Raw genomic sequence first — 16,089 nt, forward strand, 5'->3', positions numbered from 1 at the left:
CTAGTGACCGCCGACGGAAAGCCATGTAGTGACCGCCACCGACCGTTCCCTTGATCTCATCAACACCGCCGCCCAGGCAGCGGCCGACAAGCTCGCCCACGACGTCATCGCCTACGACGTCAGCGACGTCCTGTCGATCACGGACGCCTTCCTGCTGGCCTCGGCGCCGAACGACCGCCAGGTCAAGGCCATCGTCGACGAGATCGAGGAGCGCCTGCAGAAGGAACTCGGCGCCAAGCCGGTCCGCCGTGAGGGCGACCGCGAGGCCCGCTGGGTCCTGCTCGACTACGTGGACATCGTCGTCCACGTCCAGCACAGCGAGGAGCGCGTCTTCTACGCCCTGGAGCGGCTGTGGAAGGACTGCCCCGAGCTCGAGCTGCCCGCCGACGCCAGGGCCACCCGCGGCAAGGCCGAGGAGCACGCCAAGCTGCAGGCCGCCGAGGCCGATCAGGAGCCTGGCGGGGAGTGGTGATGAGCGCCACCGGTGAGGTGACCGACCGCAAGGACCGCGGCCGCCGCATCATCCTGTGGCGGCACGGCCAGACCTCGTGGAACGTGGAGCGCCGCTTCCAGGGCAGCACGGACGTCGAGCTGACCGAGACCGGCATCGGCCAGGCCCGCCGCGCCGCCCGGCTGCTCGCCTCCCTGGGGCCCGACGCGATCGTCTCCTCGGACCTGCAGCGGGCCGCGGACACGGCCGCCGAGCTGGCCGCCCTCACCGGTCTCGACGTCACCCGTGAGGAGGGCCTGCGGGAGACCTACGCGGGCGTCTGGCAGGGGCTGACGCACGACGAGATCATCGCCCGCTACGGCGAGGAGTACGCCGCCTGGAAGCGCGGCGAGGCGATCCGCCGCGGCGGCGGCGAACTGGAGACCGAGGTCGCCGACCGCGCCGCCCCCGTCGTGCTGGGGCACGCCGAGAAGCTGCCCGAGGAGGGCACCCTCGTCGTCGTCAGCCACGGCGGCACCATCCGCACCACCATCGGCCGGCTCCTCGGCCTGGAGCCCCCGCACTGGGAGAGCCTCGGCGGCCTCTCCAACTGCTGCTGGTCCGTGCTCGGCGAGGGTGCCCGGGGCTGGCGCCTGCTGGAGCACAACGCGGGCACCCTTCCGGAGCCCGTCCTCGGCGACGACGACTGAGCCGCCCTGGGAGCCCGCCGGACCCGGATTTCACTTTCTGGCAGGTCGCAGGCTAGAGTTCTTCTTGTTCGCCCCGCCGAGCGGGAAGAACACCAGGGGCTATAGCTCAGTTGGTAGAGCGCCTGCATGGCATGCAGGAGGTCAGGAGTTCAATTCTCCTTAGCTCCACTGATCGACACTCTGTGGAGTTGTCAAAGATCGGTGATGAAGATCCCGTTCCCGCGAGGGGGCGGGATCTTCTGCTATTCCGCCGGGCGATCTCACCCGTCACGGACAGTGAAGCACCTGCCACTGACAACGGGTCCGGGCCCGCCGCGGGACCGGCGGTCACCCGGCCCGTCCGGCGATCGGCTGATCGGCGCCGCGTCTTTCGGCACACTGTTCCGGAGCGGCTTGAGTCACTCGGCGCCCTGCGGTCGTATAGCTCTGCGGAGGCGTTTTCCGTATGCGCCCGGGCGCCGGCCGCAATGGCGGCGGTGGGAGCCGTGTCCGGACTGGTACTGAGGCGTCGCTGACCGTATTGGCCCGGCCGTGGCAGAATCAAACGGCCGGCAGGGGGCGCGGCCCGACGGGAGGGAGAAGCGATGCCTGCGAGCATCCTTGGGGAGGGTGGCCACCTCCTCGGTGCGGCGTTGATACGGGACACGACCACCCGTCTCAGCTGCCCTTCCTGCGGTTCCGCGCGCGTGGCCCAGGTTCTCGGCGACAACGGTGGAATCTCCTACGTGTGCACGGCCTGCGGCCACAGCTGGAGCTGATCGATGGGTGCACACAGGCGAAAGTGCGACTGGTGCGGCAGCGGCACGCCCATCGTCCGTGACATGGAGCCGATCAATCCCGACTACCAGTACTGGTGCGAGGAATGCGCGCGGGCGCTGATCATAAAAGGCGACCCGATCGAGACGTACCGGGAACTGGAGGGTGAGCCGATCTACGGGCGCCTTCTCGAGGAGCACTGCACGCTCAAGAGGTTCTACTCCTTCGTCACGGCCTAACTCGGTGCAAACCGGGCATAAGTCCACCAAGGGGGTGGAGCGGAAACCGATTTGGTGCTGCACCGCTGGGGCCTGTAATGTTTACGACGTCGCCAGGGAAACCGGGCGGAACAAGGCGAGGGGCTATAGCTCAGTTGGTAGAGCGCCTGCATGGCATGCAGGAGGTCAGGAGTTCAATTCTCCTTAGCTCCACAGAAGTCGAAGGCGGACCATCCCACGGATGGTCCGCCTTCGACGTGTTGCACGACACAGCACGTGCCGGACGACCACGGCGGCCCACCCGAGCCGGGTGACCCGCCGTGGTCGTGTGCTCAGCGGCCGAGAGCGCGCCTGCCCCGGCCCTGGGACAGGACCGGGAGGTTGCGCGAGGGCGCCTGCCCGCGCGTGTCCTCCTCGAGGCGCAGGGCGAGCGCCGGGCAACGGCGCACCGCGCGCAGCGCCTTCGCCTCCGCGTACCGCGGTACCTGCGCCTGGGCGACGGTCGGGAAGCCGTCGGCGCCGAGTTCGAACACCTCCGGGAGGATGTCGGCGCACAGTCCGTGGCCCCGGCACAGCGTCCAGTCGACGTAGATCTTCTGACGGCTCCCGCCGGCTTCCTCGGGCTCTCCGCCACCCGGGATGCCCGTGGGGACCTTGCCCCCCTCGAAGAGCGGCAGAACGCCCTCCACGGGCCGTCCGCAGCCGTTTCCGAGGACATGGGCGGCCAGGTCGTCGGTGAACGCCTTGATGGTCGACTCCAGGAACATCGCCGAGCCGTCCGGATGCGAACACGCGCCACGGCGCTTGACGTTCTTGGCGACCTGCTTCAGCGCCTCCAGCGCGGCCGGGCCGCCGCCGTTCAGGATGTCCTCCATGCCGCGCGCGGCCGCGGGCAGCCCCAGGTAGCAGGGACCGCACTGGCCGGCGCTCTCCTCGGCCAGCCACTGCGCCACGCGTAGCGACTCGCCCAGTGGGCACGTGTCCTGAGTGATCGGCAGGATCGCCCCGGCGCCGAGCGATCCGCCCACCGCGTCCAGGGAGTTGCGGGAGACGATCGCCTCGTCGACGGTGGCCGCGTCGATCCACTTGCCGTGGTATCCGCCGGTCAGCACGCCCTGCGGCACCGGCGGGGCGCCCGCCAGCTGCAGCACGTAGCGCAGCGGCACGCCCGTGGGGACCTCGATCACCATCGGGCGCGCGACGGCGCCGGACACCGTCAGCATGACGGTGCCGGGCTCGTCGTACAGGCCGGTGTTGCCGTAGCGCTCGGGGCCGATGCGGGCGGCGATGGCCAGCTGCGCGAACGTCTCGGCGTTCGACAGCAGCGTGGGCGCGCCGCCGACGCCGCTCTGCGAGGCGCTGATCTTGCGGCCGGGCGGGATCGCCGGGCCGCCGTCGACCGAGCGGATCAGTGACGCGGCGGCGCCGGTGACCATGCGCACCGGGTTGCGCTGCACCCATGCGCGCAGCGCCGATCTGCGGCTGTTGCTCAGGCCGCGTTCGGCGAGCGCGGCCTCCATGGAGCGCTGGGTGGACTCCCGGGTGACGCCGATGACGAGCGTGCGCGCGCCGAGCGCCTCGGCGCACAGCAGCGCGCCGTCCAGGATGAGGTGCGGGGCACGGTTGATGAGCACCGTGTCCTTGCGGCAGGCCGGTTCGTCCTCGCTGCCGTTGACGACGACGACGGGCCGTACCCCGCGCTTGATCGCCGATTCCGCGACCGAGCGGAGCTTCTTGTGGAAGGGGAAGCCCGCTCCGCCGCGGCCCCTGAGGTTGATGCGTTCGGCGAGCTGCGCGAGCTGTTCGCCGCCCAGGGGGTCGAGCGGCCCGTGCACCTTCAGGTGCATGGGCAGGTCGAGCCGCTCCACAAGGTCGAAGCCCGACGTGAGCTGGGGAAGACCGACCACGCGGACTTCTGGGACGTCGGGCAGGGCCTCGTTCACCTATAGCCTCCGGAAGGCGTGTTCCAAGGTTCGCCCGAACCCGGTGCGTCGAACGAGGCGCCCGGGGGTGGTTCATTGGCGGGACCGCTGTTGTACGTGTCGTTCGAGTTGTACGCGCCGTACCGGCCGTTCGTCTCACCGGTGTCGTACACGTCACTCGCGTCGTACGGGCTCGCGCCCGAATTGTTGTAGGCCGGGATGGTGCATCCGGTGTCGACCAGCGGGTCGTACGCCGAGCGCGGGGCCTCGCCGACCGGCGGCGGGGACGGGATCGGCCAGCTCCCCGAGGTGCTGGAGGGGCCGTCCATGCGTGGCATGGCCCCCGTGGCCTGCATGTCCAGCGGCAGGTCCATGCGGGCGGTCTGGTCGGCCCCGTACGGCGCCTGGGGCGGGCCCGGCGTCGTCGTGGCGCGGTAGGCGGCCGCGAAGCCCGACGCGGGCTCCTGGGCCGGTGCCGCGGGGGACTGGTACAGGGGCGCGGAGAAGGACGCCGTCGACTCGGCGGGCGACCGCCTCGCCTCCCGCCGGCTCTCGTAGCCGGGCAGCCCCGACTCCGCCACCCGGGAACGGCTCGCGTCCAGCTCGTCGAGACCCGGCCGCTCCGAGCTGCCGAACAGCGCCACCATCCGGTCGGCGACCCTGCGCTTGAACGGGCGCGGGGCGGCGCGCAGCGCGAGGGCGGCCATCACGCCCAGCAGGGACAGGCTGTAGAGGATCACGAAGATCGCCTTGGCCGAGCGACCCGCGTAGAGGCCGTGGATCAGCGCCGCGCACCAGGCCGGGTAGGCCAGCATGTGCATGGCCCGCCAGCGGGCGGCGACCGGGGCCGGGGTGGCGAAGTTGCTGCGCAGGGCGCCGGTGATGCCCACGAAGATCATCAGCAGGCCCGCGAGCGAGCCCAGCCCGATCAGGCCGCCGATCCCGGTGAGGCCCTGCGAGAACGGAACGACCGCGGCGATCAGCTGCGTGTGGCCGAGCGCGACCTTCGTGGTGATGTGCAGCAGCAGGAACGCGATCGAGGCGACCGCGGTCGTCCGGTGCACCGCCTGGCCGACGATCCGCTGCCGCGTGTTCAGGAAGATCCGGTCCTGGGCGACCAGGCCCCAGATCACCGAGCAGCTGAGCGAGACCAGGGACAGCACGCCCGCGCCGAAGTTCAGGAAGTCGCGGAACTGGTTGCCTCCGACCAGCACGACCACGGGTATGAGCAGCAGGACGACAGCCGATGCCACCCCATAGGCCGAGCGGCCCGGTTTGGGGAGGGAGCTGGTACTACGACGAGGGTTCATGGGGGCACTCCGAGCAGTTTCGGGAAAGCGGTCCCGCTGCCGAACTCTAAGTGGCGTCATACCGATCAGTACGAGAGTTTGCGTTATTGCGTTGTTATCAACGCATCATCTGATTACTGGGTGTCCCTTAGCGGACGGTACGCGAAGTAATTCTTGACCTTGGTTCAGTTCTGACGGGGTTCTGGCATGTCCACAGGGGATACGGAAGCGCGTCGCGGCTTGCTCAAGGCCTGCGGTACCCTAGCGCCATGCGTGCCGTACGCCTTCTGCTTAGCGGGCCGCGCTGATCAGTACCGACCCCCGGTCGAACCCGTGAGGTCGGCATCGGCGCGGCGTCCCCTCCTGTGCGAGGGGATTTTTCGTTTCCGCAGGCAGAGACGATCGATGGAGCTTTGAGGATCATGAGCGAGACGAACCCCGCTGCCGCCACAGCCATGTCGGCGGAGGCCGCGCCGCACCGCTACACGGCCGCCATGGCAGCCGACATCGAGGCACGCTGGCAGGACTTCTGGGACGCCGACGGCACGTACGCGGCCCCGAACCCCAAGGGTGACCTGGCGGGCGACGCCGACGTGGTCGCCAGGCCCAAGAAGTTCATCATGGACATGTTCCCGTACCCGTCCGGTGCGGGTCTGCACGTCGGCCACCCGCTGGGCTACATCGCCACCGACGTCTACGCCCGGTTCCAGCGCATGACCGGCCACAACGTCCTGCACACCCTGGGCTTCGACGCCTTCGGCCTGCCCGCCGAGCAGTACGCCGTGCAGACCGGCACGCACCCGCGCGTATCCACCGAGGCCAACATCGAGAACATGAAGGCCCAGCTGCGCCGGCTGGGCCTGGGTCACGACAAGCGCCGGTCGTTCGCCACGATCGACCCTGAGTACTACAAGTGGACCCAGTGGATCTTCCTGCAGATCTTCAACTCCTGGTACGACGAGGCGGCGGACAGGGCCCGCCCGATCTCCGAACTGGTCGCCCTGTTCGAGTCCGGTGAGCGCGCGATCCCGGGCACCACGCGCGCGTGGAGCGAACTGAGCGCCACCGAGCGCGCCGACGTCCTGGGCGAGTACCGCCTGGCATACGCCTCCGACGCGCCGGTCAACTGGTGCCCCGGCCTGGGCACCGTGCTGGCCAACGAGGAGGTCACCGCCGACGGCCGCTCCGAACGCGGCAACTTCCCGGTCTTCAAGGCCAAGCTGCGCCAGTGGAACATGCGCATCACCGCCTACGCCGACCGGCTGCTGGAGGACCTGGAGGAGCTGGACTGGCCCGAGGCCATCAAGCTGCAGCAGCGCAACTGGATCGGCCGCAGCGAGGGCGCCCGCGTCGACTTCCCGATCGACGGCGAGCACATCACGATCTTCACCACCCGCCAGGACACCCTGTTCGGCGCCACCTACATGGTGCTGGCGCCCGAGCACCCGCTGGTCGAGAAGTTCACTCCCGAGACGTGGCCCGAGGGCACCCACGAGGTGTGGACCGGCGGCCACGCCACCCCGGCCGAGGCCGTCGCCGCCTACCGCGCGCAGGCCGCCTCGAAGTCCGACGTGGAGCGCCAGGCCGAGGCCAAGGACAAGACCGGCGTCTTCACCGGCGCGTTCGCGACCAACCCGGTCAACGGCGAGCGGATCCCCGTCTTCATCGCCGACTACGTCCTGATGGGCTACGGCACCGGCGCGATCATGGCCGTCCCGGCGCACGACGCCCGCGACTTCGCCTTCGCGCGCGCCTTCGAGCTGCCCATCCGGTGCGTGGTCGAGCCGACCGACGGCCGCGGCACCGACACCTCGGCCTGGGACGACGCGTTCGCCTCGTACGACGCGAAGATCGTCAACTCCTCCGGCGAGGGCGTCTCCCTGGACGGCCTGGGCGTCGCCGACGCCAAGGCCCGCATCACCGAGTGGCTGCAGGCCGGTGGCATCGGCGAGGGCACCGTCAACTTCCGCCTGCGCGACTGGCTGTTCAGCCGCCAGCGCTACTGGGGCGAGCCCTTCCCGATCGTCTACGACGAGGACGGCATCGCCCACGCGCTGCCCGAGTCGATGCTGCCGCTGGAGCTGCCGGAGGTCGAGGACTACAGCCCGCGCACCTTCGACCCCGACGACGCCGACACCCAGCCCGAGACGCCCCTGTCGCGCAACGAGGACTGGGTCAACGTCACGCTGGACCTGGGCGACGGGCCGAAGCGCTACCGCCGCGAGACCAACACCATGCCCAACTGGGCCGGTTCCTGCTGGTACGAGTTCCGCTACCTGGACCCGCACAACGAGCGGGAGCTGGTCGACCCCGAGATCGAGCAGTACTGGATGGGCCCGCGCGAGGGCCAGCCGCACGGCGGTGTCGACCTGTACGTCGGCGGCGCCGAACACGCCGTGCTGCACCTGCTGTACGCCCGCTTCTGGTCCAAGGTCCTGTACGACCTGGGGTACGTCTCCTCCGCGGAGCCGTTCCACAAGCTGTTCAACCAGGGCATGATCCAGGCCTACGTCTACCGCGACAGCCGCGGCATCGCCGTGCCGGCCGCCGAGGTGGAGGAGCGCGACGGCGCCTACTACTACCAGGGCGAGCAGGTCAGCCGGCTGCTGGGCAAGATGGGCAAGTCGCTGAAGAACGCGGTGACCCCGGACGAGATCTGCGCCGAGTACGGCGCCGACACCCTGCGCCTGTACGAGATGGCCATGGGCCCGCTGGACGTCTCCCGCCCGTGGGACACCCGCGCGGTGGTCGGCCAGTTCCGGCTGCTGCAGCGGCTGTGGCGCAACATCGTCGACGAGAACACCGGCGAGGTCACCGTCACGGGCGGGGAGGCGGACGAGGACACCCTGCGCGCCCTGCACAAGGCGATCGACGGCGTGCGCCAGGACCTGGAGGGCCTGCGCTTCAACACCGCCATCGCCAAGGTCACCGAGCTGAACAACCACCTGACCAAGGCGGGCACGGCCGTGCCGCGCCCGGTCGCCGAGGCCCTGGTGCTGATGGCCGCCCCGCTGGCCCCGCACATCGCCGAGGAGCTGTGGCGCCGGCTGGGCCACACCGACTCGGTCGTCCACCGGGACTTCCCGGTCGCCGACCCGCGGTACGTGGTCGACGAGAGCGTGACCTGCGTCGTCCAGATCAAGGGCAAGGTCAAGGCCCGCCTGGAGGTGCCGCCGGCCATCTCCGAGGAGGAGCTGGAGAAGGTCGCGCTGTCCGACGAGAAGGTCGTCGCGGCACTGGACGGTGCCGGTATCCGCAAGGTGATCGTGCGGGCGCCGAAGCTGGTGAACATCGTTCCCGCGTAGTGACCGGGGGCCGTACGACGGCTCGGGGTAGTCCCCTACGGGCAGGTTCGGGGTTTTTCTGGAACTCCGGACCTGCCCGCTGCGTTTACCGTGGAGAGCACAGCGGCGTGCGCCGCGCCGGCCGGAGGAGGAGCGTCGTGGAAACAGTCATCGCCGTGTTCGCACTGCTCTTCCTGCTCTTCGTCGGCCTGGGCGCGTACGCCACGATCAGAGCGGTCGGCGCCGCCAAGCGCGGAGTGGACCGGACGATCGCCCAGGCCCGCCGCACGGTCGAGGACCACACGCTGCGCGCCAAGTCCTTCGCCCAGCCAGGTCCGGCCGGCGAGATAGCCCAGCTGCGGCTCGCGCTGCGCACCTCGATGCGCGCCACCCAGGACGCCCTGCACGCGGGCGTGGCCGAGGACGAGTCGCTGAAGGAGTCCCTGGGACTCTTCGAGCGGCTCAGCGCGCACGGCCGCGAACTGGACGCCGACCTCAAGCGGCTGGAGACCGAGCCCGACCGGGCCGAGCTCGCCGCGCGACTGCCCGGACTGCGGAGCCGCGCCGAAAGCATCACCAAGTCCGCGGACTCGCTGCGCTGGGCCGCCCGCGACCGGGCCCGACGCTTCGCCGAGGACGATCTGGGCTCGCTCAGCGCGCAGATCGACATCGAGGCGGACGCCCTGCGCCACTGGACGCGGCCCGAGCCCGCGCAGGCGCCCCCGCCGTGGCCCGGGACGCCCGGGCCCGCCACCGAGGACGGCCAGACCGGGCACCGGAGCCGCCCCCGGACCTCCGGCGCCCGTCCCGCCGAGGAGCCGGCACCCCGCGTGATCACCCCGTCCTCGCCGCGCCCCGCCTACCCCTGGCAGAAGAAGCCCCGCCCCGAGAGCACCACCTGAGCGAGCCGCTCCAAGCACCCGCCACGGGGGCCGGACTGCCGCGCGAGCACTACGGCAGGTAACCTCCAGCTCATGTCCTGCCATGTCGCGATCGTCACCGATTCCACGGCCTACCTGCCGCCAAGGACGATGGAGCGCCACGGCATCACAGCGGTACCCCTGACCGTGGTCCTCGGCGACCAGGCGCTCGAAGAGGGCACCGAGATCTCCACCCGCTCCCTGGCCCAGGCGTTGCAGAAGCGGCGCTCCGTCACCACCTCCCGGCCGAGCCCCCAGATGTTCGCGGAGACCTACCGCAGGGTCGCCGAGTCGGGCGCGACCGGCATCGTCTCGCTGCACCTGTCCGCCGAACTGTCCGGCACCTACGACGCGGCCGTCCTCGCCGCGCGGGAAGCGCCGGTACCCGTAAGGGTGGTGGACACCGGGATGGTCGCGATGGCCCTCGGTTTCTGCGCGCTCGCCGCGGCCGGGGTGACGGAGGCCGGCGGCACCATGGACGAGGCCGTCACCGCCGCCGAGAAGCGTGCCGCGGGCACGTCCGCCTACTTCTACGTCGACACCCTCGACTATCTCCGCCGTGGTGGCCGCATCGGGGCCGCGCAGGCCCTCCTCGGTTCCGCGCTCGCGGTCAAGCCCCTGCTCCAGCTCGGCGGCGGCCGCATCGAACTGCTGGAGAAGGTCCGCACGGCGTCGAAGGCCATCGCCCGCCTGGAGGAGATCGCCGCCGAGCGGGCGGGGAGCGCCGAGGTCGACATCGCCGTCCACCACCTGGCCGCACCCGACCGCGCCGCCGCCCTCGCCGACCGGCTGCGGGTACGGGTTCCGGGCCTCGCCGACCTGCATGTCAGCGAGGTCGGAGCGGTGATCGGGGCCCACACCGGGCCGGGACTGCTGGGAGCGGTGGTCTCGCCCCGCTGACGTCGGGCCCCGCGGCCGTCCGCAACTTCACCCTTCCGGGTGGTGGAGTTTTCCACAACCATGCCGAGATCCCCGGGAATTGACCAAGATCATCGCGAAGTGACGGGATGTCCCATTCTCGTCACATGGCACTTCGATCACGTTCCCGCACAGCCACTCCGACCAGCGGTCCCGGCCGCGGCCCCGCGTCCGACGGCCGCGTCCGCCACCGCCCCGCAGATCACCGCCTCGCAGGTCACCGCTCCGCCGATCGCCGCACCCGTCATCGGCCGGCCGCGCCGGCGGACGAACTCCGCCGACGGGCGGTGGTCCTCTTCGGCGAACGGTCCGTGCAGTGGCGGGAGTCGGGGAACGCGCCGCCGGACCTGACCCGGTCCACGAGCACGGAGACGGCCACGGTCACGGGCCGGGCGCCCGGGCTGAAACCAGGTGCGGCCGCGTCGACGGTCACGAGGCGCCCGCCCGCACCCGCGCGGACGCTGCCGACCGACGAGGCCGAACCGGACGGTGCCGGGGACCCGTTGAAGCCGAGGGACTCTGCCGTCCCGGGCTGGCGCGAGCGGGCCGGGCTGGCGTTGCGGGAGCGGCTGCCGCTGTGGTTGCAGCTGCGCTGCGGGGTGGAGCGGCGAGGGGTCGTGGCACTCACCGTGGTGCTGGTGGCCGCCGCGGTCTTCGCCGTACAGCACTTCTGGACGGGCCGCGCACAGTCCGTGAGCGCCCCTCAAGTGGTGCGCGCACAGGCGCCCTTCGCACGCGGGGACGGCGACGCGAAGGCCCGCGTGGACGGGGCTGCTTCGGCGACGCCGGGCGGGGAGATCGTCGTGGACGTCAGCGGCAAGGTCCGGGAACCGGGGATCCAGCGGCTGCCGGCAGGCTCCCGCGTGGCCGACGCGCTGCGGGCCGCCGGGGGCGTCCGCCCGGGAGTGGACACCGAAGGGCTCAACCGGGCCCGCTTCCTGGCCGACGGCGAGCAGGTGGTCGTCGGGGCGCCGGCGGGGGCAGCGGCGCCACCGCCCGGCCAGGCCGGTGGGGTGGGGTCCGGACCGTCCGGCACCGGCCCCGCGACCCCGGTCTCCCTCAACACCGCCACTGCGGAGCAGCTCGACACGCTGCCGGGAGTCGGCCCCGTACTGGCCCAGCACATCATCGACTACCGCACCCAGCACGGCGGTTTCCGCTCGGTGGATGAACTGCGCCAGGTCAACGGCATCGGCGCCCGCCGCTTCACCGATCTGCGGAACCTGGTGCGGCCATGAGCGGCACGCCCGGCGACGGGCTGCGCGTGAGAACGGGGCGGCAAGCGGCACCCGAGGCGGCCGTCGGCCATGGCCCAGCCGGCGGCCACGCCGGTGACCCTGGTACCGGTGCGCGCGGGACCATGCCCGTGAACCCGGCCGGTCCGTCCGTCAACCCGCACGAGCCACCCGGGAGCCGCCCCGGACCCATGGACCTGCGACTGGTGCCACCCGCGCTCGCGGCCTGGGCCACGGCTGCCCTGACGCTGGACGCACCGGCGGGCTGGATCGCCGGGATCGCGGTCGTGTGCCTCGTCGGCGGGGTCGTCCTGCTGTCGGTGCGGAGAGCCGGACGGACCGCGCACGGCGCGCGGGACCGACGGGTCGCGCGGGCCGGGCCGGCGGATCGTCCGTGGCCGGCGTGGGCACGGGCTTCGGCCGCCGCCGTACTTCTCTGCGCGGCCGCCGCCGCGGTGTCGGCCGGTCTGCACGGCGCCGATGTGCGGCGCGGCCCGGTGCCCGTACTGGCCCGGCGGTACGCGTCGGTGACCGCCGAGGTCGAGGTGACCGGTGACCCCTGGCTCAGCAGGCCACGGGTGCGCGGCGACCACTCGGCACCGGTGTCGGTGCTGGCCCGGGCGGACGTGCGGCGCGTCGAGGAGGGCGACGGGAGCAGCGAACGGACGCGGACACCGGTGCTGATGGTCATCGGCACGGACGTTCCGGCACCGAAGGAGGCTGTCGCCGGAAACGGGGGTGCCTTCCCACCGTCCTTGCCGAAGGGGACTGCGACGGGCCACGGGGGCTCCCGGGGCGGGCAGGCCGTGTGGCTCCGCGTGCTGCCGTCCACACGGTTGAGGGTGAGCGGGCGGTTGGCGCCCTCCCTGGCGGGCGGTGACCGGACGGCGGCCGTGCTGCGGGTGCGCGACCGGCCGGGGCCGCGGATCGTGGGGGACCGAGCGGGCCGCAACGGCTGGCGGGGCGGTTACGGGCCGGACTGCGGGAGGCGGCCGAGAGCCTCTCCGGGGACGCGCGGGCGCTGCTTCCCGGGCTGGTCGTCGGAGACACCTCCGGGATCACGCCCGAGCTGGACGCGGCCTTCAAGGAGACGGACCTGGCCCATACGCTCGCCGTCTCCGGCAGCAACCTCACCATCCTGCTCGCCCTGCTCATCGGCCCGCCCGGGCTGGCCCAGCAGGTCGAACGCCGTGGCATCGCCCCGCGACTGGGGCTTTCCCTGCGGGCGACCGCTCTGGTCGCCGGAGCGCTCACGCTGGGGTTCGTGGTCGTGTGCCGCCCCGACCCCAGCGTGCTGCGGGCCGCCGGCTGCGGCGCGGTCGCCCTGCTGGCCCTGGCCACCGGGCGCCGCGGATCCCTGATCCCCGCGCTGGCCACGGCCGTCCTGTTGCTGGTGCTGTACGACCCGTGGCTGGCCCGCAGTTACGGCTTCCTGCTCTCCGTGCTGGCCACCGGGGCGCTACTGGTACTGGCGCCGGGCTGGAGCGAGGCGCTGCGACGGCACCGGGTACCGCCGAGGCTCGCCGAGGCACTGGGGGCGGCCGCCGCCGCGCAGGCCGTGTGCGCGCCGGTGGTGGCGGTGCTGTCGGCCCGGGTGAGCCTGGTGGCGGTGCCGTGCAACCTGCTGGCCGAGGTGGCCGTGGCACCCGCGACGGTGCTGGGCTTCGGCGCGCTCGCGACGGCACCGGTGGCGATGCCGCTGGCCAAGGCCTTCGCGTGGTGCGCGAGTTGGCCGACGGGGTGGATCGCCGGGGTCGCCCGGACCGGGGCGGCGCTGCCCGGCGCGGGAGTGGACTGGCCGGGCGGCTGGCCGGGGGCGCTGCTGCTCGCGGTGGTCACCGTGGCCGTCGTCGCGGCCGGGCGGCGGTTGCTGCGGCACCCGTGGTGGTGCGGGCTGCTCGGGGTGCTGCTCCTGCTGGTGGTGGTGCGGCCCGCACCGTTGACCAGGGTGCTTACGGGCTGGCCACCGCCGGGGTGGCGGTTCGCGATGTGCGACGTGGGCCAGGGTGACGCGACCGTGCTGGCGGCGGGCCCGGGAGCCGGGGTGGTCGTGGACGCCGGGCCCGATCCGGCGCTCGTCGACCGCTGTCTGCGGCAGCTGGGCATCACTCGCATCCCCCTGCTCGTGCTGACCCACTTCCACGCCGACCACGTGGCGGGCCTGCCCGGAGTCCTCAGGGGCCGCTCCGTGGCCGCGATCGAGACCACAGGGTTCGAAGAGCCCGCGGACGAGGCCGAGTTCGTCAGGAGGGAGGCGGCCGCGCGGCACATCCCGGTCACACGGGCCGTCGCGGGGGAGGAGCGGCGCACCGGACCGCTGGACTGGCGGGTCCTGTGGCCCCCACCGGACACCGGGCCACCTCCGGACACCGGGCCACTTCCGGACACCGGGCCGCCCCCGGGACCGGGGGTTCCTCCGGCCGGACCGGGGGTGCCTCCGGCCGCACCGGCCGCCGCACCGGAGCTGGACGGCCCGAACGACGCCAGCGTCGCGCTGCTCGTCCGCACGGGCGGACTGAGGATGCTGTTGCTGGGGGACCTCGAACCTCCGGCCCAGCAGGCGTTGCTGCGGTCCCCGGCGGCGGCCGAACTGGCCGGAGTGGACGTACTGAAGGTGGCCCACCACGGCTCGGCCCATCAGGACCCCGACCTGATACGGCTCGTGGCTCCCCGGGTGGCCCTCGTCTCCTGCGGGGCCGGCAATCCCTACGGCCATCCGGCACCCTCGACCGTGGCCGCGCTGCGGACCGGTGGGGCGGTGGTGCTGCGCACCGACCGGGACGGGGCGCTGGCGGTCGGCGGGTCCGGAGGGGCGGGTGGGGAGCTGCAGGTGACGAGGGAGTGAGGGGGGCGGGGCGTGGATCGTGCGACGGGAGGTGGGCGCGCGGCCGGGTGATCGCCCAGACTGGGGGCATGAACACTGGGGGCATGAACTCGGCACAGATCGACGCCTATCTCCGCCGGCTCGGGGCCGCCCGCCCGGAGCGAGCCACCGGGGAGGCGCTGCGCGAACTGCATCTGCGCCATCTGCGGACCGTGCCCTTCGAGAACCTGTCGATCCACCTCGGTGAGGAGATCGTGCTGGAGGAGAAGCGGCTGCTGGACAAGGTGACCGTGGCCCGCAGGGGTGGGTTCTGCTACGAACTGAACGGCGCGTTCGGCGCGTTGCTCGCCGCCCTCGGCTACGAGGTGGAGCTGCTCGAGGGTCGGGTGTACGGCGACGAGGGCAGGCTGGGGATTCCCTACGACCATCTCGCGCTGCGGGTGCGGACGGTGGACGGTGACCTCTGGCTCGCCGACGTCGGGTTCGGGGCGCACAGCCACCACCCGCTGGCGTACGCGGAGCGGGGAGAACAGGCCGATCCGGGCGGTGTCTTCCAGGTGGTGGAGGCCGGACCGGACGCGGCCGGGGCGCGGGGCGGGGCCGACTCGACGGCGCGGGACCTGGACGTCGTACGGAACGGCGAGCCCCAGTACCGGCTGGAGACCCGGCCACGGGCGCTGGCGGACTTCGCGGCCGGCGCCTGGTGGCACAGCACCTCGCCGCTGTCGCACTTCACCCGGTCGCTGGTCTGCTCACGGATCACCGGGGACGGGGGGAGGATCACGCTCAGCGGGCGCACCCTGACCACGACGGCGGCCGACGGCACCCGCGAGACCCGGGACCTGGACACGGACGGGGAGGTGCTGAGGCTGTACCGGGAGCGGTTCGGGATCGAGCTGAGCCGTGTACCCACGGTGCGGGAGCGGAACACGGGCAGCTAGCCCGGGTGCGGCCTCGAGGGACGGAACGCGGCCCGGGCTCTGGCTGGGCGGATCGGCCCGAGTGGATCGGCCCGCGTGGACCGGCCCGAGTGGATTGGCCCGGACGAACCGGCCCGGACGAACCGGCCCGGACGAAGCGGCCCGGACGAACCGGCCCGGGCGGATCGACCTGGGCGAACTGGCTCGAGTGGACCAGCCCAGGCGGCCCGGCCCGGACGGATCGGCCCAAGTAAATCGGCCCAGGCGGATCGGGCGGTATGGGGTGCCGGAGAATGTCGCCGTGAGCGATGTGAGACATGTGCTGGTGCTGCCCGACCGGGACGCGGCGGAGGAGGCGGCCGAGACGCTCGGGGAGCGCTTCGGCATCGACGAGGAGCCGCGGCTGGTCCGGGACGCGCTGGCCGGGGAGGACGACGCCGAGGACGCCCAGTGGCTGATCGTCCTGCGGGACGAGCACGAGCGGCTGGACCCGGAGGAGCTGGACGAGTTCGCGGGGGAGTGGGACGGCTGGCGCGAGGAGCCGTAGCCGCCGGCGGTGTCCCGGGGGTCCTGCCGTCGCGGCGGCAGTGAGCGCCGGTGCCGGGACCTGAGGGAAACGACGGCTCGGCGCGGCGTCCGGCGGCCTCCGGGAGGGTGCGGTGT

Annotated in this window: 12 protein-coding genes and 2 tRNA genes; 12 read left to right on the forward strand and 2 right to left on the reverse strand. The window is 72.4% G+C overall.

The annotated features are described in order from the left end of the window. Positions 1-28: 28 nt before the first annotated feature. The 5 genes from rsfS (at position 29) to ACZ7FF_RS00870 (ending at position 2,327) form a co-directional block, all read left to right on the forward strand. Positions 29-472, forward strand: coding sequence for a ribosome silencing factor (rsfS, locus tag ACZ7FF_RS00850; RefSeq protein WP_470808335.1), 444 nt, complete (start codon positions 29-31; stop codon positions 470-472). Beyond that, a complete protein-coding gene (locus tag ACZ7FF_RS00855; RefSeq protein ID WP_470808337.1) occupies positions 472-1,140 on the forward strand; it encodes a histidine phosphatase family protein in 669 nt (222 codons plus the stop codon). Before rsfS ends, ACZ7FF_RS00855 begins: the two co-directional genes overlap by 1 nt. Positions 1,141-1,235: 95 nt before the next feature. Continuing rightward, a tRNA-Ala gene (locus ACZ7FF_RS00860) sits at positions 1,236-1,308 on the forward strand. 593 nt (positions 1,309-1,901) lie between these two features. Next, the gene (locus tag ACZ7FF_RS00865) at positions 1,902-2,135 is read left to right on the forward strand and encodes a hypothetical protein (protein WP_006136074.1); all 234 of its coding nucleotides are present in this window, start codon (positions 1,902-1,904) and stop codon (positions 2,133-2,135) included. Between the two features lie 119 nt (positions 2,136-2,254). Beyond that, positions 2,255-2,327: transfer RNA gene (locus ACZ7FF_RS00870), tRNA-Ala, on the forward strand. A 119-nt stretch (positions 2,328-2,446) separates the two neighbouring features. Here the strand turns inward: ACZ7FF_RS00870 and ACZ7FF_RS00875 are convergent. After that, positions 2,447-4,057, reverse strand: a complete 1,611-nt coding sequence (locus tag ACZ7FF_RS00875) for an NADH-ubiquinone oxidoreductase-F iron-sulfur binding region domain-containing protein (RefSeq protein WP_470808338.1) — start codon at positions 4,055-4,057, stop codon at positions 2,447-2,449. Beyond that, positions 4,054-5,346, reverse strand: a complete 1,293-nt coding sequence (locus ACZ7FF_RS00880) for a cytochrome b/b6 domain-containing protein (RefSeq protein WP_470808340.1) — start codon at positions 5,344-5,346, stop codon at positions 4,054-4,056. Before ACZ7FF_RS00880 ends, ACZ7FF_RS00875 begins: the two co-directional genes overlap by 4 nt. 401 nt (positions 5,347-5,747) lie before the next feature. Here ACZ7FF_RS00880 and leuS point away from each other — a divergent pair, with 401 nt between their 5' ends. The 7 genes from leuS (at position 5,748) to ACZ7FF_RS00915 (ending at position 15,973) form a co-directional block, all read left to right on the forward strand. Beyond that, positions 5,748-8,630 carry a leucine--tRNA ligase gene (gene leuS, locus ACZ7FF_RS00885; protein ID WP_470808342.1) on the forward strand — a complete coding sequence of 961 codons (2,883 nt, stop codon included), beginning with the start codon at positions 5,748-5,750 and terminating at the stop codon, positions 8,628-8,630. A gap of 137 nt (positions 8,631-8,767) precedes the next feature. Beyond that, complete coding sequence (locus ACZ7FF_RS00890; protein ID WP_470808343.1) at positions 8,768-9,511, forward strand: hypothetical protein; 744 nt, start codon at positions 8,768-8,770, stop codon at positions 9,509-9,511. Between the two features lie 72 nt (positions 9,512-9,583). Further along, the gene (locus ACZ7FF_RS00895; protein WP_470808345.1) at positions 9,584-10,429 is read left to right on the forward strand and encodes a DegV family protein; all 846 of its coding nucleotides are present in this window, start codon (positions 9,584-9,586) and stop codon (positions 10,427-10,429) included. 125 nt (positions 10,430-10,554) lie between these two features. Next, on the forward strand, positions 10,555-11,685 hold the full coding sequence (locus ACZ7FF_RS00900; RefSeq protein WP_470808347.1) for a ComEA family DNA-binding protein: 1,131 nt from the start codon (positions 10,555-10,557) through the stop codon (positions 11,683-11,685). A 952-nt stretch (positions 11,686-12,637) separates the two neighbouring features. After that, positions 12,638-14,527 (forward strand): ComEC/Rec2 family competence protein, encoded by a 1,890-nt coding sequence (locus ACZ7FF_RS00905; RefSeq protein WP_470809553.1) that lies wholly within the window; start codon positions 12,638-12,640, stop codon positions 14,525-14,527. An 83-nt stretch (positions 14,528-14,610) separates the two neighbouring features. Further along, positions 14,611-15,447: an arylamine N-acetyltransferase family protein gene (locus ACZ7FF_RS00910; protein ID WP_470808349.1), complete on the forward strand. Its 837-nt coding sequence runs from the start codon at positions 14,611-14,613 to the stop codon at positions 15,445-15,447. A gap of 280 nt (positions 15,448-15,727) precedes the next feature. Further along, positions 15,728-15,973 (forward strand): hypothetical protein, encoded by a 246-nt coding sequence (locus ACZ7FF_RS00915; RefSeq protein ID WP_470808351.1) that lies wholly within the window; start codon positions 15,728-15,730, stop codon positions 15,971-15,973. The last annotated feature ends 116 nt before the right edge of the window (positions 15,974-16,089 follow it).

The sequence above is a fragment of the Streptomyces sp. NPDC037126 genome, from assembly GCF_055605965.1.